The sequence below is a fragment of the Nonomuraea mangrovi genome, assembly GCF_042681425.1.
GTDB lineage: Bacteria > Actinomycetota > Actinomycetes > Streptosporangiales > Streptosporangiaceae > Nonomuraea > Nonomuraea mangrovi.
The window spans coordinates 82,081-102,397 of the sequence record NZ_JBHUFV010000003.1 but is presented as its reverse complement, the minus strand read 5'-3'; the positions used below and the strand labels follow the sequence as shown (position 1 = coordinate 102,397).

The following is a 20,317-nucleotide window of genomic DNA, read 5'->3' as shown; positions in this document are numbered from 1 at the left end:
CCTTCTCCGGACAGCCGATATCTCTGGTTCTTCTGGACCGATGCCCTCTGGCCGCGACCAGCCTGAGGGCATCGGCCCAGTTGCGCGGGTGGGCGGTGTGTCAGGTGGTGATGGTGGCGACGGGTTCGAGGCCGTAGGTTCGGGCGTAGCCGTTCTCGGTGCCGACGAGGAGGTCGACGACCTCGAAGTAACGGTCCCAGAACGGGGTTTCGCGCAGTGCGTCGATGAGGAGCTGGTAGGCGTGGTGGTCTTCGGCTTCCCACACCCAGACGTCGGTGACGCGCGCGGAGTAGAACTCCGTGTCGTAGAAGCATGACCGGACGCCGGTGGTCTTGGCCTCGATGGCCGGCAGGACCTGGGTGGTGAAGGCGTCCACGCGTTCCTGGACGGTCAGGGCGAGCCACTCGGGTGTGGTCTTGACCAGCATGAACGCCGTGACCGGTGGTTCGGTCTTTTCAGCGGGCATCAGGGTGCCTCCAAAGTGGCAGGTGGCCTTGGTTCGCCGGGCTCCATGTGTTCCGGCGCTGGGTGCTGGACTTCAGGAGAGGACGGCAGGCTTGAGGGTCTGGGCGCACCACTGCTCGAAGCTGGTGGGGGAGGTGGTGTCCGGGGTGCGGGCGATGCCGGCGTCGAGGCCCTCGTCCTTGGCCCGCTTCATGTCGACCATGCCCTGGACGAATGCCTCGTTGAGGCCGTGGCCGACGAGGGTGGTGTACAGCTCGTCGAGCGGCTGGCGTTCGTAGCGGACGGGGCGGCCGAGCTGTTCGGTCATGATGCGGGCCAGGTCGTTGGGGGACAGGTCCTGCGGCCCGAGGACCGGGACGCTGTCGGTGCCGGTCCACGAGCGGTCCAGCAGCAGGCCGGCGGCGACGGCCGCGATGTCGGCGACGGCGACGAAGGGGGCCTTGCGGTCGGCGTCGACGGAGTCGGTGAAGACGCCCTTCTCGCGGATAGAGTCGGACTCCTCCAGGAGGTTCTCGAAGAAGGACGGGTTGGCCAGGGCCCGATAGGCGACGCCGGTGTCGGCGATGAGGTCGTCCATGGCGAGGGAGGCGGTGACGAGGCCGGCCCGGTCGGCGAGCGGGGTGCCGCGGCCGAGCGCGGAGACGCCGACGACATGGCCGACACCGTGGGCGGCGAGCGCCTTGACGGCGGGGCGGGTGAAACCGCTGTAGGCGTCATGCGGGGTCAGGGAGGCGTCCGGGGGGACGAGCCAGAGGACGGCGTCCGCGCCCTCGAAGGCCCGGTCCAGTACCTCGGCTTCTGCGTGCGAGCCGGTGACCACCTCGACGCGTCCGCGTGCCGCGTCCGGAAGCCGGGCGGGATCGCGCACGATCACGCGCAGTTCCTCGCCCGCGGCGGGGGCGGACTCCAGGAGCCGGGAGAGCAGGTGACGGCCGATGTTCCCGGTGGGAGCAGTAATGACGATCATGAAAACCTCGTAGGTCGTGCTGGTTCGGTACGCCCCTCATCCTGCTGAGGATCTCCGTGCTGCCACAATGGGAATTTCAGCACGGAATCATTGACTGAAATGGAATAATGCTGGTGAGCAGCCCGGATCCGGTCATCGACGCCAACCTCGCCATCGCGCTGGATGCTCTGCTGGCCGAGCACAGCGTGACCCGCGCCGCCGCACGTCTGCAGACCTCGCCCGCCGCCATGAGCCGCACCCTCGCCCGTCTGCGCCGCATCCTCCAGGACCCCCTCCTGGTCCGGGCCGGACAGACCATGGTTCCCACCCCACGCGCCCTGGCCCTGCGCGAGGAAGCCGCCACAGTGGTGCGCAGCCTCGGAGCCCTGCTCAGCCCTGGCGCGAGCGTCGACCCCGCCAGCCTCCGCAGCACCTTCACTCTCCAAGCCGCCGACCTGGTCGGCGCGGCACTGGCCCCCGGACTGCTGCGACTGGCCCAGCGGGAGGCGCCGGGGGTCTCGTTCCGGATCCGGGCCGAAGAACTGGAGGCCGGACCCGCCCTGCGCGACGGCCGGATCGACCTGGAGATCGGATCCATCGACCACGTGGACCCCGAAACCCAGGTCGAAGAACTGGTCAGCCTCCGAATGGTGGCGGCCGTCCGGCCCGGCCATCCGCTCACCGAAGGGCCGCTGACCCCAGCCCGGCTCGCTGCCGCCCAACACGTCGCGGTCAGCCGCCGCGGCCGGTTCACCGGCCCCCTCGACACCGCTCTGGCCGAGCAGGACCTCCACCGGCGGGTCAGCGTCGTCCTCCCCAGCCACCTGGCCGCGATGACCCTCGCCACCCGCAGCGACATCGTCTGCCTCGTACCCGCCGCACCCCCCGGCGCCGCCCCCTCGCCCCTCACCCACGACGCCGGCGCCCTCGGACTGCACCTCCTCGACATCCCCCTGGAACTGCCACCACTGACCATCGGCATGGCCTGGCACCCCCGACACACGGCCGACGGAGCCCACCGCTGGCTCCGGGACGCCGTCCGCCGGACTCTCTGCACACCGACAGCGGCTTCTGAGATCACCGTGGCGGACGCGAGCGATCCCGAGTAGTACGACAGATCGGGAGGTTCGGGCTGTACTCGAAGCGGCTTCGGGATCAGTTCGAGGGGGTGCTCTGGCGGTTCCAGGCCCGTGGCCGTGTCGTCCGATCCAGTCACGCATATTCATCAAATGTCGGGCAAAGTCTGACTGGCACCCGGGGCATTGTGCGCGACCCGCTTTAAAGATCTGGGCACGTTTACCGCCTTGGTGAGCGCGGTTCTGCTACTCTGCGCCGCTTTTCCGCTCAGGACGGGTTTTCGGTGAAAGCCCTACCGTATAGGGCGACCTTGACATGGGATTGAGGCGGAGGTTACCTGAAGTATGCCTAGATCGCCGCAGGCCGGCGATGGCTCTGCGGTGCCAAAGGCCGGAAAAGATCGAATGAGATCTCTGACCGGGGGACGCCTATGGCAACGTACGAGTATCACTGCCCCGATTGCGGGCGGTTCGATGTGCATCTACCGATAGGGACTGCCACGCCGGTATGCGACTGCCCCGCGTGCCATGGCCCGTCCCGTCGAGTCTTCTCCTCGCCCTATCTCAGCCGGGTGCCCGCGGCGGTGGCTGCCGGACTCGCCCGTGAGGAGCGGAGCCAGGAAGCGCCTGAAGTGGTCACCGACCTGCCACCCAGGCGGCGCCGTCGGCGGCCGCACCCGGCGCTGGCACGCCTGCCCCGGCCCTGACCAACAGAATCTCTGACCAACAAACAGTGCGGCCACGTGCGGGCGAACCGGTCACGCACGCGGCTCCGCCGGTCCGGACGCGGCGACAGTCACGCGGACCGCCCGGCGTGAGTGATGCCGCCACACCACAACACCAGGAGGTGCGTCGCTCATGGGAGCGGTCGGACTTCTTTACGTCGGCGCAGTGCTCTTCATCAACGGAATGATGCTTCTGAAGATGGTCGAACCACGCGCGGCGGCCATCTTGAACCTCTTCGTCGGGGCCTTGCAGGTGATCACGCCGACCGTGCTGATCATCACCAATCCAGGGAACCCGGCCCAGATCCTCGGTGCGTCAGGCATCTACCTCTTCGGTTTCACCTACCTGTACGTCGGGATCAACCTGCTGGGCGGTTTCGACTCCACGGGAGTCGGCTACTTCTCCTTGTTCGTGGCCGTCATGGCGCTCGGATACTCGTACGCGAACTTCCGGCTCCTGGGCGACCCCGCGTTCGGCGTCATCTGGCTCTACTGGGCCTATCTGTGGTTCCTGTTCTTCGTGCTCCTGGGTTTGAAGCATGAGCAGATCACCAGGTACACAGGCTGGGTCACGGCGATCCAGGGGTGGATCACGGCGGCGATCCCCGCCTTCATGGTCCTGACCGGGTACTGGCAGAACACGAACCTCATCGCCCTCGTCCTCGCGGTGTTCGGCCTGGTGGTCTTCATCGGGCTGTGGCCATTGACACGAGGGAGCAAACCCGCCGCAGCGGCACCGAGCTCGAGCGACGAGGCGCTGGGCGGGACGCATCGCCCCCGCTGGACTTGAACAGGAGCGGCCCGCGAATCCGGAGGAGGTGGTCGGCGCCTACATGCCTGACGGCACATTTTCACAAGAAAGGCATTCATCATGCCAAACGTCGTCTTCAGCATCGATCAATCGATGTCTATGCGCGACCAGAAGATACCCGGGCATAACCGATGGCACCCAGATATTCCAGTAGCCGACATGGTTCGCCCAGGGGATGAGTTCCGAGTCGAATGCAGGGAATGGACCGACGCGCAGATCGGTAACAACGATTCCGCGAACGACGTACGCGACGTCGATCTGAGCGTCGCCCACGTCCTGAGCGGACCGATCGGGGTGGACGGAGCCGAACCCGGCGACCTCCTGGTGGTCGACATTCTCGACCTCGGCGCGGTCCCGCAGCAGGTCGGGGACGCGCCAGGACAGGGATGGGGATACACCGGCGTGTTCGCCAAGGCGAACGGCGGCGGATTCCTGACCGACTACTTCCCTGACGCGTACAAGGCGATCTGGGACTTCCATGGCCAGGTGGCCACATCTCGCCACCTGCCTGGCGTCCGGTACACCGGTATCACCCACCCAGGGCTGTTCGGCACCGCGCCGTCAGCCGAGCTGCTCGCGGCGTGGAATCGCCGGGAGCAGGCTCTCATCGACACCGATCCGCAACGGGTCCCGCCGCTCGGCCTGCCGCCGTTGACTGAGAACGTCATCGCCGGTACGGCAAGCGGCGAGGTGGCGCAGCGGGTCGGGAGCGAGGGCGCCCGCACGGTTCCCGCGCGGGAGAACGGCGGCAACCACGACATCAAGAACTTCACTCGAGGAGCCAGGGTCTTCTACCCGGTTCACGTCAAGGACGCGAAGCTTTCCGGAGGTGACCTGCACTTCAGCCAGGGCGACGGCGAGATCACCTTCTGCGGCGCGATCGAGATGGGCGGATACATCGACTTCCACGTCGACCTCATCAAGGGCGGCATGGAGAAGTACGGCATCTCCACCAACCCGGTCTTCATGCCAGGAAACGTCGAGCCCCGCTACTCCGAGTTCCTCTCGTTCATCGGGATCTCGGTGGACCACGACACCGACACCAACTACTACCTCGACGCCACGGTGGCCTACCGCAGGGCCTGCCTCAACGCCGTCGAGTACCTCAAGAGGTGGGGCTACAGCGGAGAACAGGCCTACCTGCTCCTCGGCTCGGCCCCGATCGAAGGGCGCGTCAGCGGGATCGTCGACATCCCCAACGCCTGCTGCTCGCTCTACCTCCCCACGGCGATCTTCGACTTCGACGTACGGCCGAACCCCGAAGGACCGGTCAGGAAGGAGCGCGGGCAGTGTGCCGTGACGAGCTGACGGTCACAGCGTGATCCAGGCGCCGGCGGCGCATGAGGACGAGAGCGGCCACCGCGCATCGGCTGATTGGGGACGAACGCCGATCGCGCGGTGGCCGCGATCGCGCCCGCGTCGGTTAATATTTTGCCCTTTTTATCCCCAAGAGCCTTTCGCCGCGCGAGCGTGCGGCCGGCAGGGCCGGGGCGCCTTCCGCAGCAGGCTGGAGGCCGTTTTCCAAGGTCTCGCCGCGAGCTGTTCGACGGTTGTCAATGGTCAACTCGGCTCATTGAGTAGAAAAATACGCAAAAATACGGTTATCCTCACGTGTAGCCGCAAACCCTGACATGTCCACCGAAAGCGGAGCAAATCCCGAACGGGTGTGCGCGCCTGCCACTTCGAAGGGTTGATCAATGAACAACGACGCCGTGTGGGTCCGAAGCGTGACGGGCATCCAGATGCACCACACCACAGACCTCCAGGACGCCAGCCGATTCCTCGGCAACGCGGTGATGGCCCTGCGGGCCGCGCACGTACGAACCGGCGACGACAGGTACTCCGACCTCGCCGCCCAGCTCAAGACCATGGTGGCCGAAACACGGACGCTGGAGACCCAGGCCAGGGACCGCATGCACGGGCTGCACTCGGCCGACCCCGAGCAGTTCGTCCGCTGCCGCGAAGGCGAAGAGCCGTGGCCCGACGAGATCCAGGCGGGATTCGTTCCGCGCCACACCTGCAACGACCGGTGCCTGTACCACGACCACGACGTCCTCAACGCCATCATGCAGTGCATCTGCGGGCGTCCCCCGTGCCGCGCGTGCGCCATCGCCGGTACGCCATGAGGCGCACCGGCCGTCGGCGCACGACGGTCGCTGCTCCTCTGCTGGCTCGAGTGTCCGAACACGGCACCTTCCTTCGCGGAGCCGTGACAGAGGCGGCGGTCAGCTCCTGACGAAGGCGAGCAGGTCGGCGTCGAAGGCGTCCTTGAACGCGCCGACGAGGCCGTGCGGGGCCCCGGAGTAGACCTTGAGGGTCGCGTCCTTGACCAACTCGGCGGACTTCAGCGCCGAATCGGCGATGGGGACGATCTGGTCGTCGTCGCCGTGAGCGATGAGGGTGGGCACGTCGATGCGCTTGAGATCCTCGGTGAAGTCGGTCTCGGAGAACTGCTTGATGCAGTCCAGCGCGGGCTTGAGCCCCGCCTGCATGCTCATCAGCCAGAAGGCGTCACGCGTGCCCTGCGAGACGGCCGAGCCCGGCCGGTTGGCGCCGTAGAAGCTCTCGCTCAGATCCCGGTAGAACTGGGAACGGTCGGCGGCGACGCCGGCACGGATACCGTCGAACACCTCGATCGGCAGTCCCTCGGGGTTGGCGTCGGTCCTGAGCATCAGCGGCGGGACGGCGCCGAGCAGCACGGCCTTGGCGACACGGGAGGTGCCGTGCCTGCCGATGTAGCGGGCCACCTCGCCGCCGCCGGTGGAGTGGCCCACCAGGACGACGTCGCGCAGGTCAAGCGTCTCCAGCAACTGGGCGAGATCGTCGGCGTAGGTGTCCATGTCGTTGCCGTCCCAGGTCTGGGCGGAACGGCCGTGCCCGCGGCGGTCGTGGGCGATCGCGCGGAAGCCCTCGCCGGCGAGCAGGTTGAGCTGGTCGTCCCATGCATCGGCGTTGAGCGGCCAGCCGTGGCTGAACACGACGGGGCGGCCGCTGCCCCAGTCCTTGTAGAAGATCTCGGTACCGTCGGTGGTGGTGAAATATGTCATGGTCATTCCCCTTGGATGGCTGTGGTCTCCACCCAACTCGGTGGGGGACGCGCTGACATCGCGCGAATGAGCCAATTCCGCCCGCGCATCTCGACGACCCCCGGCGCGCGGCAACGTCGCCCGCGTCTTCGGGCGGGTGCGGTGGGCGGATCCGTCGACGCCAAGCCGTATCCGGTCGCCCCTCAACCTTTGACAAAGCATCAGCACCCGCAGATTGGCGTGCACATCGCGGTGGAATGATGCCGAATGCACCTTTTGGGCAGCCGACATCCAGGAGGCCGTCCGGCACGTCCAGGCCACCACCGCGGTCCGGTAGCGGCGACGCGGTCTCACACCAAGGTCCGCACGCGAACGAGCTCCCGCCCGAGTCCCGCGTCCCGCCCGCCCGCCCGCGGTACCGGCGGAATGGCGGCCTCCGGCGACGTCGGCGCTGCCTGCGGCCTGATCACGATCCGACCGATCACGGAGGGCTCGACGTGCGCGAGTGGAACGCGATATTCCGGGGCGGGCCGCGGGTGTTCCTGGCCGCGTGCCTGCTGCTGGCGTGCGGGGCCTGCTCCTCGGGGCGCGGTCCCGAGCAGTGGGACCGCGGGGGGCTGGTGGACGGGCAGGTCGGCATGCTGCGGCTGGTCCACGTGCACATCCTGGCCCCGTCCATGGACAAGCAGAAGGCGGGCGACGACCTCGGCCTCTACCTGACGCTGGTCAACAACGGCGACAGGGAGCAGGTGCTCGACGGAGCCAGCACGGTGCACGCCGACAAGGTCGTCTACCGGGAGGGGGCCGCGCCCGCTGATCAGGCCATCCACGTGGCGGTCCCGCCCCGCGGCACGATCAGTCTCCAGCAGGGACACGACAGGCCGCACCTCGAGCTGGTCGGCATTCACCGCCCGATGGGGGCCACCCCCGTCGACGTCACCTTCCGTTCCCCGACCGCGGGCACACTGACGCTCCGCATCCCCGTCCTCCCGCTGTCGCGGGGAGCGGGCAACCCATCTCCTTCACGGTGACGACCCGGATTGGGGGCGTTGTGAGCACGAGATACGGAGTCCACTCCGAGGTGGGCACGCTTCGACAGGTGATCGTGCACCGGCCCGATCTCAGCCTGAAGCGGCTCACGCCGACGAACAAGGACGACCTGCTGTACGACGACGTGCTGTGGGTCGGCCGCGCCCAGATCGAGCACGACGCGTTCGTGGAGATGATGCGTGGCCGCGGCATCGAGGTGTTCTACCACCAGAAGTTGCTCGCGGAGGCGCTGGAGGCCGCCCCCGACGCCAAGAGGCACATCGTGGAGCGCATGGTCACCCACCTGACCGTGGGGCCGGTGCTGGTCGACGAGGTCCGTGACGAACTGGCCTCCTGGAGCGGGGACAAGCTGGCCGAGCATCTGATCGGCGGGCTGACCAAGGAGGAGTTCCTGGCCGACGTCCAGGCAGGCAGGGAAGGCTTCGACGTCCGCTCGCTGGTGACCGCGATGGCCGCCACGGGGTCGTTCATCCTGCCGCCGCTGCCGAACTCGCTGTACCAGCGCGACCCGTCGGCCTGGCTGTACGGCGGGGTGTCGCTCAACCCGCTCTACTACCACGCCCGCCGACTGGAGACGGTCAACCAGAGCATCGTCTACCACTTCCATCCGATGTTCGCCGATGAAGGCTTCGCCTACTGGTATCCGCCGATGGGTGACGACGGCGGGTTCGACGAGGAGGACTTCGGCCGTGCTTCGCTGGAGGGCGGCGACATGATGCCCATCGGCAAGGGCACGGTGGCCATCGGGGTGAGCGAGCGCACCAGCCCGATCATGGTCGAGCATCTGGCGCTGGAGTTGTTCGCCGCCGGGGCGGCGACCAGGGTACTGGCGGTCGGCATTCCGCCGCATCGCTCCTACATGCATCTCGACACCGTGTTCACGCTGCTGGATGTCGACAAGGCCACCGGCTATCCGCCGGTGGTGGAGAACGCGGCGGTGTACTCGCTGCGGCCGGGCGACAAGGAAGGGACGCTCGACGTGCACAGGGAGCCGAACCTGGCCGCGGCCTTCGAGGACGCCCTGGGGATCGGCAAGCTCGACATCATCCCGACCGGCGGGGACGACTACCAGCGCGCCAGGGAGCAGTGGGACAGCGGCAGCAACTTCGTCGCTCTGGAGCCGGGGGTCGTGGTCGGCTACCACAAGAACGAGTTCACCAACAGGAAGCTGCGCGAGCATGGCGTGGACGTCATCGAGATCGAGGGATTCGAGCTGGGCAAGGGCCGCGGTGGAGGGCACTGCATGACCTGCCCCATCCTGCGCGACCCGATCTGACCCGGTCGTCGCCCTTTGCCTCGCCCGCCTCGACCAGTGATGGGAGGGGCCGGGCGGTCGTGCTCAGGTGAAGTAGCGCAGCCAGACGTAGATCCACGCCATGAACGTGCTCAGTACGGTCACCACGATCCCGTACTTGGTGAACTGCCAGAAGCCGATGCTGTGGCCGGTTCGCGAGGCGATGCCGATGGCGACGACGTTGGCGCTGGCCGCCACCGCGGTGCCGTTGCCGCCGAAGTCCGCCCCGAGGGCGAAGGCCCACCACAGCGCCTGGCCGGTCCGCGGATCCGGGGTCGTCGCGACCACGCCCTCCACGACGGGCGCCATGGTGGCGACGTAGGGGATGTTGTCGAAGAAGGCGCCCAGCACGCTGGAGCCGAACAGCAGCGCCGTCGCCGCGAGGAAGTAGTCATCGCCGAACGCGGCCACCGTCCACGCGCCGACCGTGGAGATGACGCCGGTGTGCACCAGTCCGGCGACCATGACGAACAGACCCATGAAGAAGACCAGAGTCGGCCACTCGACCTCGTGCAGGATCTCCGAGACGTCGGCGCGGGAGACCAGGAGCATGACACCCGCACCCACCATGGCGACGATCGAGGGCTCGACGTGCAGCACGGCGTGCAGGCCGAAGCCGGCGACGACGCAGGCGAGCACGGCCATGCACCGCGCCAGCAGCCGGGGGTCGGTGATGGCGCGCCGTTCCTGCAATGCCGTCACGGCGGCGACGTGTTCGGGCTCGTACCGGAACGAGCCGCGGAACAGGACCCGCGTGAACAGCACGAACACCGCGAAGATGACCACCACCACCGGAGCCATGTGCGCGAGGAAGTCGTTGAAGGTCAGCCCTGCGCGGCTGCCGATGATGATGTTGGGCGGGTCGCCGATGAGTGTCGCCGCCCCGCCGATGTTGGAGGCGAGGACCTCGGCGATCAGGTACGGCTGCGCGGGGATGCGCAGCCGGTTGCACACCACCACGGTGACGGGCGCGACGAGCATGATCGTGGTGACGTTGTCCAGGAACGGCGAGGCGATGGCGGTGATGACCATCAACATCACCATGAGCCGGTACGGCTCGCCCTTCGACCTCTTGGCCGCCCAGATGGCGAGATAGTCGAAGACTCCCGTCTGCTTGACCACACCGACGATGATCATCATGCCCAGCAGGAGGAAGATGACGTTCCAGTCGATGCCCTCGTGCTCGGAGAAGAACACCCGGGCGCCGGGTACCAGGCCGAGCACGGCCATGGCGCCCGCGGCGACGAGCACGACCCTGACCTTGTTCGCCTTCTCCGTGGCGATGAAGTAGAACGCCACCACGAAGATCGACAGCGAGATGACGGCGCTCATCGATCACGTCCGGGCGGACCGGCCCGCACCGCTGCGCCCCCATGACCCGAGAAGCTCATGAAGGCGGGCGGCGGCGGGAGCGAGCGGTACACGAAACGACCTCCGGACATGGGCGCGCTGCTGTGTCGCAGGCAGGAGAACGGCGTCGGCGGCACGCGGCCGGTCAGCCGGCCGGGTCGGCGAGCGCGAGGTGGGTGAGCAGGCGTTCCAGGGTGATGGCGCCGAACAGCGTGCCGTCCTCGTCGACGACCGCGACGAGAGGGTTGCGCATCCGCGCCATGAGCGCGGCCACCTCCAGCAGCGTGGCGTCGAGAGGCACCGTGACGGGCCTGGCCGTCTGGCGCGGCAGGCAGTCGCCCACTCTCAGGTCGCCGAGCTCCTGCCAGAACAGGTCCGCGTGGGCCTCGTCGATCGTCTGCGCGAGCACGGGGTCCTCCTGGTAGGCGCCGGGCACGGCGAGCCGGAGCACCTGGGTTCCCGGCAGTACCGTCCACGGGCGCGCCCGGTCGTCCACGACCACCAGACCGGGCAGCCTGCCCAGCGCCATCACCCGAACCGCCTTGGCGACGGGATCGTCGACGGTCACCGTCGGCAGGCTCACGGCGATATCGCGTGCTCGCATGGCACCATCCCGCTGGACGACCGGGTGAGGGGCCGTCTCCGACGTGGTCATGAGGTCCTCCCCCGGAACCGGCGTCCGCGCAGGGCGCTGAGCTCGATCGGGGACACGGGGTTGATCACGACGTCCGGGTCGATCATGGTGTCCACCCTCCCTGCCTGGACGCCTGCCGGGCGCGGGCCGCGAATCCCTCCGCCCAGCGCGCCAGGTCCTTCCTGAGGCGTATCTCCACCCGGGAGAAGTCGATCAAGGTGATCTCCGCTCCCCAGGCGCCGGTGCGGTCGCTGATGGCTGCCGACAGCTCGCGTCGCTCGTCGCCTGAGAGCTCGGACAGATCCAGCAGGTCGTGTTCGCCGACGTACCGGCGGATCTCGGTCTCGGCGATGGTGATCAAGGCAGAGTTCGGCGGATCCTGGCTCAGCGCGTAGGCGACCGGATCGCGGACGGAGGCCAGTGCGGCACAGTTGACGGTCACCGCGACGCCGTCCCTGGTGACGGCCTCGAGCCAGAGCAGGTCGAGGTACGCCGAACCCGCAGGCACAGGGACCACGCGATGGACGCCCGGGATCACGACGGCGAGCCCCGCGTCCTTCACGGCCACCACGCGGCCGAACCTGAACACCACCAGGAGCCGCCCCGCCGGAACGCCCCGCAGGACCATGACCGCGAACGCGGCCAGCATCAGCCCGGCGGTGACGGCCCACACGGCCGGTTCCTGGGACAGAGCGGTCGCCGGCAAGCCGGCGGCGATCGACGCCATCACTGCTCCTCGCGCGTGCGGTGCCTGGAGCCCCAGTCTCACCAGCGCGTCCGGCCTCCCACCATCGGGTCCAGCACCCATATACGCAGGGGTACAACGTGTATGAGGGAGGCGGCGCGATGGGAGGCGGCCCTCATGGACAACCGCACTCACATTGGCGAGTCTGGGCAGATGAGCGACCTCGCCGACCGGCGAAGCGACGGGCGGCCCGCGACGAGCGCGCGCCCGCCCGCGCAGTCACTGTTCTGGCGGCTCTTCCTGATCAACGGGCTGGTGTTCACCGTCGGCACGCTCGTGCTGGCGCTCTCGCCCGCCACGGTGTCCTCGCCCATCCTGCTGACCGAGGTGCCCGTCCTGACCGTCGGGCTGGCGCTCATCCTCACCGCCACCGCGCTTCTGCTGCGCACCAGCCTGGCTCCGCTGAACGCGCTCACCGCGGTGATGCAGCGTGTCGACCTCCTGCGAACGGGCGACCGTATCACCGACGGCGGGAACGGTGACCTCACCCACCTCATCGAGACCTTCAACGCGATGCTGGATCGGCTCGAGTCCGAGCGCAACGCCAGCAGCGCCCACGCGCTGGCCGCGCAGGAGGGTGAGCGCGCGCGCATCGCCCGCGAGCTGCACGACGAGATCGGCCAGAGTCTCACGGTGGTGCTCCTGGGGCTGAAACACACTGTCGACCGGGCGCCCGACGAGCTCCACCAGGAACTGCAAGGTATCCAGGAGACGGTCCGCTCCAGCCTCGACGAGGTGCGCAGGGTCGCCCGCAGGCTGCGCCCCGGCGTGCTGGAGGACCTCGGACTTCAGAGCGCGCTGAGCGCCCTGAGCAGCGACTTCACTCAGGTCAGCGGCGTCCCCGTGGCTCGTACGGTCGACCAGGACCTGCCGGCGCTGAGCGGGGACGTCGAGCTGGTCCTCTACCGGATCGCGCAGGAGAGCCTCACCAACGTGGCCAGGCACGCCCACGCCGGCCACGTGCGACTCACGGTGAGCGCCGCCTCTGGCGACCTGACCCTGCGCATCACCGACGACGGCAAGGGAGGCGTGATCGAGGACGGGGCCGGCATCCGCGGCATGCGCGAACGAGCGCTGTTGATCGGCGCGCGCCTGACCATCACCTCCCCGCCCGGCGGCGGCACGGACGTGCGCCTGGTCGTATCCGACCCGGGGAAGCGGAGCTGAGCACGGTGAACACGCCCCCGACACGGATCCTGCTGGCCGACGACCACGCCCTCGTCCGCCACGGGCTACGGCTGATCCTCGACGCCGAACCCGATCTCACGGTCGTCGCCGAGGCGGCCGACGGGGCCGAGGCCGTCGAGGCGGCCGACCCCGGCCAGGTCGACCTGGCCATCCTCGACATCGCGATGCCGCGGATGACCGGGATCCAGGCCGCCCGCGAGATCGCCAGGCGAGCCCCGCGCATCCGGATCCTGATCCTTTCCATGTACGACAACGAGCAGTACTTCTTCGAGTCGCTCAAGGCGGGAGCCTCGGGCTACGTCCTCAAGTCGGTCGCCGACCGCGACCTGCTGGAGGCGTGCAGGGCGGCGATGCGCGGCGAGCCGTTCCTCTACCCGGGCGCGGTCACCGCGCTCATCCGCGAGTATCTGCAACGCGACCGGCTCGGCGAGCGGCAACCGGACAGCCTGCTGACGCAGCGGGAAGAGGAGATCGTCAAGTTGATCGCCGAGGGCAACTCGGCTAAGGAGATCGCCGACACGCTCGTCATCAGCGTGAAGACGGTCGACCGTCACCGCGCGAACATCCTGCAGAAGCTCGGCATGCGGGACCGGCTGGAGCTGACCCGTTACGCCATCCGCACCGGCCTCGTCGAACCCTGAGCCACGGCCGGTGAGCCCGCCCTGCAGCGCGATCGTCGAGGTCCCGCGCCCATGGCCGGCACCGGCCGGTCGCCGTGCCCCGGGGGCGTCGACGGCCGTACCTGCGGGGGCTCCCTCGGCCGGATCAGGCGAGCGTCTCCACGTACGCGGCGGCCTCCTCCATGAGAGCGCGCCAGGTGTCCTCGTCGAGCTCGGGTATCTCCACCCACTCCCGCATGCGCCTGGTGCCCATCTCCACCGCGTGCGCGGTGCCGACGGCCACGAGAGCGGCGGCCCGCTCCTGCGGCAGCTTGACCACCAGCCGTTCGCGCATGGAGATGAAGGCGAACGTCCTGCCGTTGATCTTCAGGCCGTCGTTGCGCAGCATGCGCCCGATGCTCACCTCAGGCCTGGTCAGATGCTCGGCGACGAGGTCCGCGTACAGTGCCTTTCCCTCGGTCATCCGAGGCCCCTTCCTCCATCCGGAAACGCCGGCCCTCAGAGTCGCACACGGCACCGACAGTTCCTCGCCCTCCGCCTGGCCGGCGGACCACCGCGCCGAACATCGCCAAGCCGACCGGCGAGATTCGGCCGCCGGATCTCCCGGCGGCCGCGACGCGCCCCGCTCGACGTCCGGGCGAGCAGGACGCGCGGGCGCCGGTCAGAGCCGCATCATGCCGTGGAAGCCCGGAGGGCGCTCTCGCGCCTGCCTCTTGCCGCCTCCGCGCAGGGGATCGCCTGCTGGTCGAGAACGCTCGCCTCGATCCGGGTCGGGCTGCTGGAGGTCAGGTGGGACCGCCCCTTCTCGTTACGGCCAGCGCGGGTCGGTGCCGGTACACCATCTGACGCCGGGGATCGGCTCGTAGTCGCCGCCGTAGGACACCGAAGTCGCCGGGATCCAGCCCCATCCGTTGTACTCGTGCTCCGTGGTGTCCCCCTGCGTGTACAGCCAGATGTCGTTCCTGCCGCCGCCGAGCTGGTCGTTCTCGTCTCCCTTGCGCTGGCAGACCACCCAGTTGTTCCCGGGGAAGAGGTAGCCGGTCGTGTCCCCGTTTCTCGCGGGCAACTCCCTGACCCGGGTCTGCACCCAGGTGGGGCAGACACTGGTCGAGTAGGTCCTGCCGTTCGGGATGGTGACGGTGGGGCCACCCCAGCAGCTCGCGCTCCGGGCAGCGGCAGGGGTCGTTGCGACGGCTCCGAGGGCGGCCACCAGGCCGATGACGGTGAGCGGTACGCGCAGGGCGTTGCTTCCTTTGAAGATCACGTCGTGAAACGCCAGGAGAGGCGTGTTGGGCCGGCGTTGGGGCGCGGTTGGCCCACGAGGGCGCGTTTCTCGTGAAGCGGCGGGCGGAGGCCGGAGAAACCGGCGCTCTGGTCTCAGGTGGGACCCAAGGCGATCCGGATCCTCGAAGAGGAGCTCGCGGCCAGGGGTCTCGCCTTCGCCGGTTCATGAAGCCCGGACACCGTGCCAAGGCCGTGACCTGGATCAGTCGAGGACTTTGATCTTCTTCATGGTCGGCTGGGAGATCACCCTGGCCACACCGGGTATGCCGATGATCTTCCCGGTCTGGAACGCCTCGTAGGCGGCGTAGTCGGCGACGAGGACGCGCAGGTGGTAGTCGGGGGTGGCGAACAGGCGGCGGAACTCGACGACCTCGTCGTAGGCGGCGATCGTCCTCTCCAGCTCCTCCAAGGTCTTCAGGTCGCTCACACTGACCTCGATGGAGACGATGACCTCCAGCCCGCCGCCGAGGGCCTCGTGGTCGACGGTCGCCCGGTAGCCGGTGATGATCCCCGCCTCCTCCAGACGCTTCACCCGGCGCAGGCACGGCGGCGGGGTGAGCCCCACGCGCCTGGCGAGTTCGACGTTGGTCAACCGGCCGTCCTGCTGCAGATGAAACAAAATTTCCTTGTCGAGGGCATCAAGCGCATGTTCATTGCTCACCTGGCGATTCTAGCGTCAGAATTGGAAACCAAATAAGGACAATTCCGGCCTAGAATTACTCCGACTCAACCCGCGCCCCGACTCCGAGCGGCCAGCCGGAACGTGGCATCGTCCGATGAGAGGGTGAAGCTCGTGACGAACCGTGCCGCGCAGGTCGAGGCCTGGCTGGACGAACGCGCAGAGGAGATGGCGCAGCTCCTCGAACGTCTTGTGGCCGTCGACTCCGAGAACCCGCCAGGGCGCGCGCTCCGCCGCTGCGCGCAGGTCCTGCGCGAGGCGATGGACCGCCTCGGCCTGTCTCCGGAGATCATCGACATCGTCGACGCACCTGGTGAGCTCGACGACCCGTGCGTCGTCCGCGGCACCGCAGGCGACGGTGACAAGCTCGTCTACTTCCACGGTCACTTCGACGTGGTGCCCGCCCAGAACCGCGGGCAGTTCACGGCCGTTCGCCGCGACGGAAAGATCATCGGCAGGGGCGCGGCGGACATGAAGGGCGGGATCGTCAGCATGCTCTACGGAGCCGCCGCCGCCCACCAGCTCGGACTGCTCGGCGACGGACGGATCGTCGTGCACCTGGTGTGCGACGAGGAGACCGGCAGCGTCGTCGGCGCGGGGCACCTGCGCGCCGCACAGCTGATCGATCCGGCCGCGCTGGCCATGGTCACCGCGGAACCCAGCGGTGGCGGCATCTGGAACGCCGCCCGCGGCGCCGTCTCCGTCCGTGTCGACATCCGGGGCCGCGAGGCCCACGTCGGCCAGGCGAACCTCGGCGCGAACGCCTTCCAACACATGCTGCACATCGCCCGCCCCGTCGAGCGGTACGCCGCCGAGATGGCGGAGCGGCACACCGGGTTCCCGATGGCCGCCGACGACGCCCGCGGCACCATGGTCGTCGTCGGCGGACTGTCCGGCGGCGGCTCCAACTTCAACGTCGTGCCAGGCTCGGCCTTCTTCACCGTCGACGGCCGCTACAACCCAGAAGAGGATCTCGAGGGCGAGCTCAAGCGCCTGACCGGCCTCATCGAGGACGCCGCCCGCGAGATCGGCGCCGACGTGTCGGTCCAGACGACGCAGCTGCAGCCGTCCGCCGGCACCGAGCAGGACCACCCGGCGGCCGTCGCGCTCGCCCGCGTCGTCGGCGACGTCCACGGCGCGCCGGCCCGGTTCGAGATGTGCGCAGGCATTCTCGAGATCCGCTGGTACGCACAGCTCGGCATCCCCTCCTTCGGGTACGGCGCGGGCCGCCTGGACGTCTCACACGGCCCCGACGAGTACGTCGACGAGGCCGCCATGCGCCGCTGCGCCGCCGTGTACGCCCTCTACGCGAGCGACATGCTGTCGTGACCCATGTGGTCGGCGCGGCCGTACCGCCCACCCGGTGAGGACGGCCGTCCACGAACCGAATCCTTCCGGTCATGGCCGGGTCGCCGATCCGCACCGCTCCTTCCTTGACCTTCACATGGATGTGACCCCTTAGCGTCCCAGTGTCGCTGATGTCGCAAGAGAGGAGACAGCAGTGTCCGAACCATTGATCATCGGGGCGGGCGCGGTGATCGGACAGGCTGTGACCCGCCGGTTCGGCCGAGAGGGGCTGCCGATCGCCCTGATCGCGCGTCACATCCGGAGGTTGCGCGCTGCCGTCGAGGCGATCTCGCCCAGCGGCGTGGACGTTGTCATGGTGGCGGCCGACAGCGCCGACGAGGCCGAGTCGCATGCCGCAGACGACATGGCCGAGCACGACCGGCGGCCGCACACGGAGCCGCCCCAGCAGCGGGAGCGGGAGGCTCTGCACGCGGGCGGGCCCCGATGACCGGCCCCGACGCCACAGGCGTCCTCACCGCCTTGCTCCATGCCTGGCAGCGGGCCTTCAACGCATACCACCCGACCGAGATCGTCCTGCTGTTCAGCCAGGACGCGCTCTTCCAGGGCATCAGTCCACGGCTGCGACGCGGCCGAGAGGAAATCTTCGAGTACTACGACAGGATCGCCCACGGCACGACCGCGGAAGCCAAGCTGTTGTCCGCCGCCCTGCTGGGCCAGGCGATCTTGCACGGGTTCGCGGAGGTGACCTTCACCGCGCCCACCGATGACATCCACCGGATACGCCTGTCCATCGTGGCCGAACAGGCAGAGGAGGCCTGGCTCATCCACCAGTACCACGCCGCCACCCACCATGACTCAGGGTCATCACCGCCTGGCGACACGGGTTCGCCCGCGAAGGTTCAGTGACGACCGGACCGCGATCATCGTCCCTGGAACCCAGGGATCCCGCCCACCCCGGCAGCGCGGACGACCACGTCGAAAGCTTGGTCCCCCAGATGGCGGACCAGCCGTACTGGGCCTGCCGGGTGGCCGAGCTGGGCATCGGCGCGGCACACGACGGTCCGACTCCGAGCGCCGAGTCCCTGTCGGGCGCGCTCAGGACGGCCCTGACCCCCGAGACCCGCGCACGAGCGGCCGCCGTGGCCGGCACGATCCGCGTCGACGGAGCCACGGTGGCCGCGACGCTGCTGGTCGACGCGATCAGCCGCACGGGCGTCGACGTCGGCCGCGTCGCCCCGGCCGTACGGATGCCGTCCGGCCGCGATCGTCCGGCCGCGATCGTCCGGCCGCGAGCAGGAGCGGCGTTCGATCACGCCGAAATAGGCTGGGAGTATGATCGCCGACTTCTGGTTCGACCCGTCGTGCCCCTACACGTGGAACGCCTCCCGCTGGCTGCTCGAGGTGACCCAGGTCCGCCCGGTCACCGTGCGGTGGCAGATCCTCAGCCTGTCCGCCCTCAACGAGCACCTCGACGAGGATCCGGAAGGCGACACCGAGGGCTACCTGTGGTTTCCTGCCAGGGTCTGCGCGGCCGTCGAGAGTCGGTACGGCAAGGCCGCGCTCGGTGAGTTCTACAGCGCGTACGGCAGGCGGGAGGACTGGGACTTCGCCGCAGCTCTGAAGGAGGCGGGGCTGGCTCCCGAGCTGGCCGAGGTGGTGACCGGCGAAGACTACGACGACGAGTTGCGCGCTTCGACCGCTCGGGGCGTCGCGCTGGTGGGGGGCCGCGTCGGCACGCCGATCGTCGCGGTGGGCGGTATCGCGTTCTTCGGGCCGGTGATCTCGCAGGTGCCTCGTGGCGAGCGGGCCGGCTTGTTGTGGGACGGGCTGCTGGCGGTGGCCGGCACGCCGGGGTTCCACGAGGTGAAAGGACCACCCGCTCCCGAGATCGTGAACTGAACCGTCACACCGCGACCTCATCGGGGGCGAACGCCTGCACGGGGGGCTCGTCCTCGTCGAACACGATGACCTGCCGTACGGCCTTGCCGTCGGCGAGCTGGTCCATCGCCTCGTTCACCGCGGAGAGCCCGATCCTGGACGTCACCAGCGCGTCGACAGGCAGCCTGCCTTCGCGCCACATCTGGGCGAAGACGGGGATGTCACGGGCGGGGACCGCTGAACCGAGATAGCTCCCGACGATGGTTCGTCCTTCCGCCACGAGCGCGAGCGGCGAGATCGACGATCGGGCGTCGGGCGCCGGAAGGCCCACGGTGATCGTGCGGCCACCGGGAGCGGTCGCGGTGACCGCGCTCTCGAAGGCGCGAGCGTTCCCGGCGGCTTCGATGACGACCGGCGCCTTGATCTTGAGCTCGGTGACCTCGGCGGGGGTGTAGGCGGCGTGGGCGCCCAGCTCCCGCGCGGTGACGAGCTTGTCCGGGTTGCCGTCGACGCCGATGACCGTGACGCCCTTCAGGGCAAGGGCGGTGATGAGCGCGGCCATGCCGACTCCGCCGAGCCCGACGACCATCACCGTCTGGCCTGCGGCGGGTTCGCCGACGTTGATCACCGCGCCGCCGCCGGTGAGCACGGCGCAGCCGAGGACCGCGGCGACCTCGGGAGGGACATCGTCGCCCACCGGGACGACCGAGTGCCGGTCCACGACCGCGTGGGTGGCGAAGGCCGAGACCCCGAGATGGTGCAGGACCCTGACACCGTCGCGGCGCAGGCGAACGCCGCCGGTCAGCAGCGTTCCCTCGTTGTTGCTGGCGCTCCCTCGGACGCAGGGCGTCACACCGTCGGTGGCGCAGCCGTCGCACGTGCCGCAACGGGGTAGGAAGGCCATGACGACCCGCTGCCCGACCGCGATGTCATCGACACCGACGCCGACCTGCTGCACCACGCCGGCCGCCTCGTGTCCCAGGAGCATGGGCAGGGGCCGCACCCTGTTCCCGTCGACGACCGACAGGTCGGAGTGGCACACACCGGCGGCCTCGACCCTGATGAGGAGCTCGCCCGGGCCGGGCGGGTCCAGTTCGAGCTCGCAGATCGACAGCGGGCGGGATTCGGCGTACGGGCGTGCCCGGCCGATCTCATCGAGGACGGCTCCGCGGATTCTCATCACATCACCTCTCTGGATCCCAGGTTGTCTTCGCGATCGGTTCGGCGGGCGGGTACCG

The 20,317-nt window shown here is 68.8% G+C and carries 23 protein-coding genes; 13 read left to right on the top strand and 10 right to left on the bottom strand.

Annotation, left to right across the window (positions count from 1 at the left end; all coding sequences use genetic code 11):
- Positions 1–100 precede the first annotated feature (100 nt).
- Together ACFSKW_RS00610 and ACFSKW_RS00605 are read right to left on the bottom strand one after the other, a co-directional pair.
- Complete coding sequence (locus ACFSKW_RS00610) at positions 101–466, bottom strand: darcynin family protein (RefSeq protein ID WP_379567944.1); 366 nt, start codon at positions 464–466, stop codon at positions 101–103.
- A gap of 72 nt (positions 467–538) precedes the next feature.
- Entirely contained in the window at positions 539–1,432 is an 894-nt protein-coding gene (locus ACFSKW_RS00605) for an NAD(P)H-binding protein (RefSeq protein ID WP_379567942.1), read from the bottom strand.
- A 113-nt stretch (positions 1,433–1,545) separates the two neighbouring features.
- Between ACFSKW_RS00605 and ACFSKW_RS00600 the strand changes: the two genes are divergently transcribed.
- From ACFSKW_RS00600 to ACFSKW_RS00580, 5 genes are all read left to right on the top strand, one after another.
- A complete protein-coding gene (locus tag ACFSKW_RS00600) occupies positions 1,546–2,520 on the top strand; it encodes a LysR family transcriptional regulator (RefSeq protein WP_379567940.1) in 975 nt (324 codons plus the stop codon).
- 398 nt (positions 2,521–2,918) lie between these two features.
- Positions 2,919–3,194: an FmdB family zinc ribbon protein gene (locus tag ACFSKW_RS00595; RefSeq protein ID WP_379567938.1), complete on the top strand. Its 276-nt coding sequence runs from the start codon at positions 2,919–2,921 to the stop codon at positions 3,192–3,194.
- Positions 3,195–3,345: 151 nt separating this feature from the next.
- The gene (locus ACFSKW_RS00590; RefSeq protein ID WP_379567936.1) at positions 3,346–4,002 is read left to right on the top strand and encodes an AmiS/UreI family transporter; all 657 of its coding nucleotides are present in this window, start codon (positions 3,346–3,348) and stop codon (positions 4,000–4,002) included.
- Between the two features lie 81 nt (positions 4,003–4,083).
- Positions 4,084–5,331 (top strand): formamidase, encoded by a 1,248-nt coding sequence (fmdA, locus tag ACFSKW_RS00585; protein ID WP_379567934.1) that lies wholly within the window; start codon positions 4,084–4,086, stop codon positions 5,329–5,331.
- A gap of 389 nt (positions 5,332–5,720) precedes the next feature.
- Entirely contained in the window at positions 5,721–6,149 is a 429-nt protein-coding gene (locus tag ACFSKW_RS00580; protein WP_379567932.1) for a hypothetical protein, read from the top strand.
- A 99-nt stretch (positions 6,150–6,248) separates the two neighbouring features.
- On the opposite strand, the gene ACFSKW_RS00575 is transcribed toward ACFSKW_RS00580, so the two are convergent.
- The gene (locus ACFSKW_RS00575; protein WP_379567930.1) at positions 6,249–7,070 is read right to left on the bottom strand and encodes an alpha/beta fold hydrolase; all 822 of its coding nucleotides are present in this window, start codon (positions 7,068–7,070) and stop codon (positions 6,249–6,251) included.
- A gap of 476 nt (positions 7,071–7,546) precedes the next feature.
- Here ACFSKW_RS00575 and ACFSKW_RS00570 point away from each other — a divergent pair, with 476 nt between their 5' ends.
- Positions 7,547–8,080 (top strand): copper chaperone PCu(A)C domain-containing protein, encoded by a 534-nt coding sequence (locus ACFSKW_RS00570; RefSeq protein ID WP_379567928.1) that lies wholly within the window; start codon positions 7,547–7,549, stop codon positions 8,078–8,080.
- The gene (locus ACFSKW_RS00565; RefSeq protein ID WP_379567926.1) at positions 8,077–9,375 is read left to right on the top strand and encodes an arginine deiminase; all 1,299 of its coding nucleotides are present in this window, start codon (positions 8,077–8,079) and stop codon (positions 9,373–9,375) included. The genes ACFSKW_RS00570 and ACFSKW_RS00565 overlap by 4 nt, the downstream gene beginning before the upstream one ends.
- 63 nt (positions 9,376–9,438) lie before the next feature.
- Here the strand turns inward: ACFSKW_RS00565 and ACFSKW_RS00560 are convergent, their stop codons facing one another.
- The 3 genes from ACFSKW_RS00560 to ACFSKW_RS00550 all read right to left on the bottom strand — a co-directional run bounded on the left by ACFSKW_RS00560 (position 9,439) and on the right by ACFSKW_RS00550 (position 12,104).
- Complete coding sequence (locus ACFSKW_RS00560; protein ID WP_379567924.1) at positions 9,439–10,725, bottom strand: ArsB/NhaD family transporter; 1,287 nt, start codon at positions 10,723–10,725, stop codon at positions 9,439–9,441.
- A gap of 163 nt (positions 10,726–10,888) precedes the next feature.
- Positions 10,889–11,347 (bottom strand): CBS domain-containing protein, encoded by a 459-nt coding sequence (locus ACFSKW_RS00555; protein ID WP_379567922.1) that lies wholly within the window; start codon positions 11,345–11,347, stop codon positions 10,889–10,891.
- 133 nt (positions 11,348–11,480) lie between these two features.
- Complete coding sequence (locus ACFSKW_RS00550) at positions 11,481–12,104, bottom strand: SPFH domain-containing protein (protein WP_379567920.1); 624 nt, start codon at positions 12,102–12,104, stop codon at positions 11,481–11,483.
- 171 nt (positions 12,105–12,275) lie between these two features.
- On the opposite strand from ACFSKW_RS00550, the gene ACFSKW_RS00545 reads away from it, so the two are divergent.
- Both ACFSKW_RS00545 and ACFSKW_RS00540 read left to right on the top strand, forming a co-directional pair.
- Positions 12,276–13,289: a HAMP domain-containing sensor histidine kinase gene (locus ACFSKW_RS00545; protein WP_379567918.1), complete on the top strand. Its 1,014-nt coding sequence runs from the start codon at positions 12,276–12,278 to the stop codon at positions 13,287–13,289.
- Between the two features lie 5 nt (positions 13,290–13,294).
- Positions 13,295–13,951, top strand: a complete 657-nt coding sequence (locus ACFSKW_RS00540) for a response regulator (RefSeq protein WP_379567916.1) — start codon at positions 13,295–13,297, stop codon at positions 13,949–13,951.
- 124 nt (positions 13,952–14,075) lie between these two features.
- Here the strand turns inward: ACFSKW_RS00540 and ACFSKW_RS00535 are convergent, their stop codons facing one another.
- The 3 genes from ACFSKW_RS00535 to ACFSKW_RS00525 form a co-directional block, all read right to left on the bottom strand.
- A complete protein-coding gene (locus tag ACFSKW_RS00535) occupies positions 14,076–14,393 on the bottom strand; it encodes a hypothetical protein (protein WP_379567914.1) in 318 nt (105 codons plus the stop codon).
- A gap of 345 nt (positions 14,394–14,738) precedes the next feature.
- A complete protein-coding gene (locus ACFSKW_RS00530) occupies positions 14,739–15,194 on the bottom strand; it encodes a hypothetical protein (RefSeq protein WP_379567912.1) in 456 nt (151 codons plus the stop codon).
- 222 nt (positions 15,195–15,416) lie between these two features.
- Positions 15,417–15,875 (bottom strand): Lrp/AsnC family transcriptional regulator, encoded by a 459-nt coding sequence (locus ACFSKW_RS00525; RefSeq protein WP_379567910.1) that lies wholly within the window; start codon positions 15,873–15,875, stop codon positions 15,417–15,419.
- Positions 15,876–16,007: 132 nt separating this feature from the next.
- Between ACFSKW_RS00525 and ACFSKW_RS00520 the strand changes: the two genes are divergently transcribed.
- The 4 genes from ACFSKW_RS00520 (at position 16,008) to ACFSKW_RS00505 (ending at position 19,100) form a co-directional block, all read left to right on the top strand.
- Positions 16,008–17,222, top strand: a complete 1,215-nt coding sequence (locus ACFSKW_RS00520) for a M20/M25/M40 family metallo-hydrolase (protein WP_379567908.1) — start codon at positions 16,008–16,010, stop codon at positions 17,220–17,222.
- 172 nt (positions 17,223–17,394) lie between these two features.
- Positions 17,395–17,688 carry an SDR family NAD(P)-dependent oxidoreductase gene (locus ACFSKW_RS00515; RefSeq protein ID WP_379567906.1) on the top strand — a complete coding sequence of 98 codons (294 nt, stop codon included), beginning with the start codon at positions 17,395–17,397 and terminating at the stop codon, positions 17,686–17,688.
- A complete protein-coding gene (locus ACFSKW_RS00510) occupies positions 17,685–18,107 on the top strand; it encodes an SgcJ/EcaC family oxidoreductase (protein ID WP_379567904.1) in 423 nt (140 codons plus the stop codon). The genes ACFSKW_RS00515 and ACFSKW_RS00510 overlap by 4 nt, the downstream gene beginning before the upstream one ends.
- A gap of 426 nt (positions 18,108–18,533) precedes the next feature.
- Positions 18,534–19,100: a mycothiol-dependent nitroreductase Rv2466c family protein gene (locus ACFSKW_RS00505; RefSeq protein WP_379567902.1), complete on the top strand. Its 567-nt coding sequence runs from the start codon at positions 18,534–18,536 to the stop codon at positions 19,098–19,100.
- A gap of 4 nt (positions 19,101–19,104) precedes the next feature.
- On the opposite strand, the gene ACFSKW_RS00500 is transcribed toward ACFSKW_RS00505, so the two are convergent.
- Positions 19,105–20,259 carry an alcohol dehydrogenase catalytic domain-containing protein gene (locus tag ACFSKW_RS00500; protein ID WP_379567900.1) on the bottom strand — a complete coding sequence of 385 codons (1,155 nt, stop codon included), beginning with the start codon at positions 20,257–20,259 and terminating at the stop codon, positions 19,105–19,107.
- Positions 20,260–20,317 lie beyond the last annotated feature (58 nt).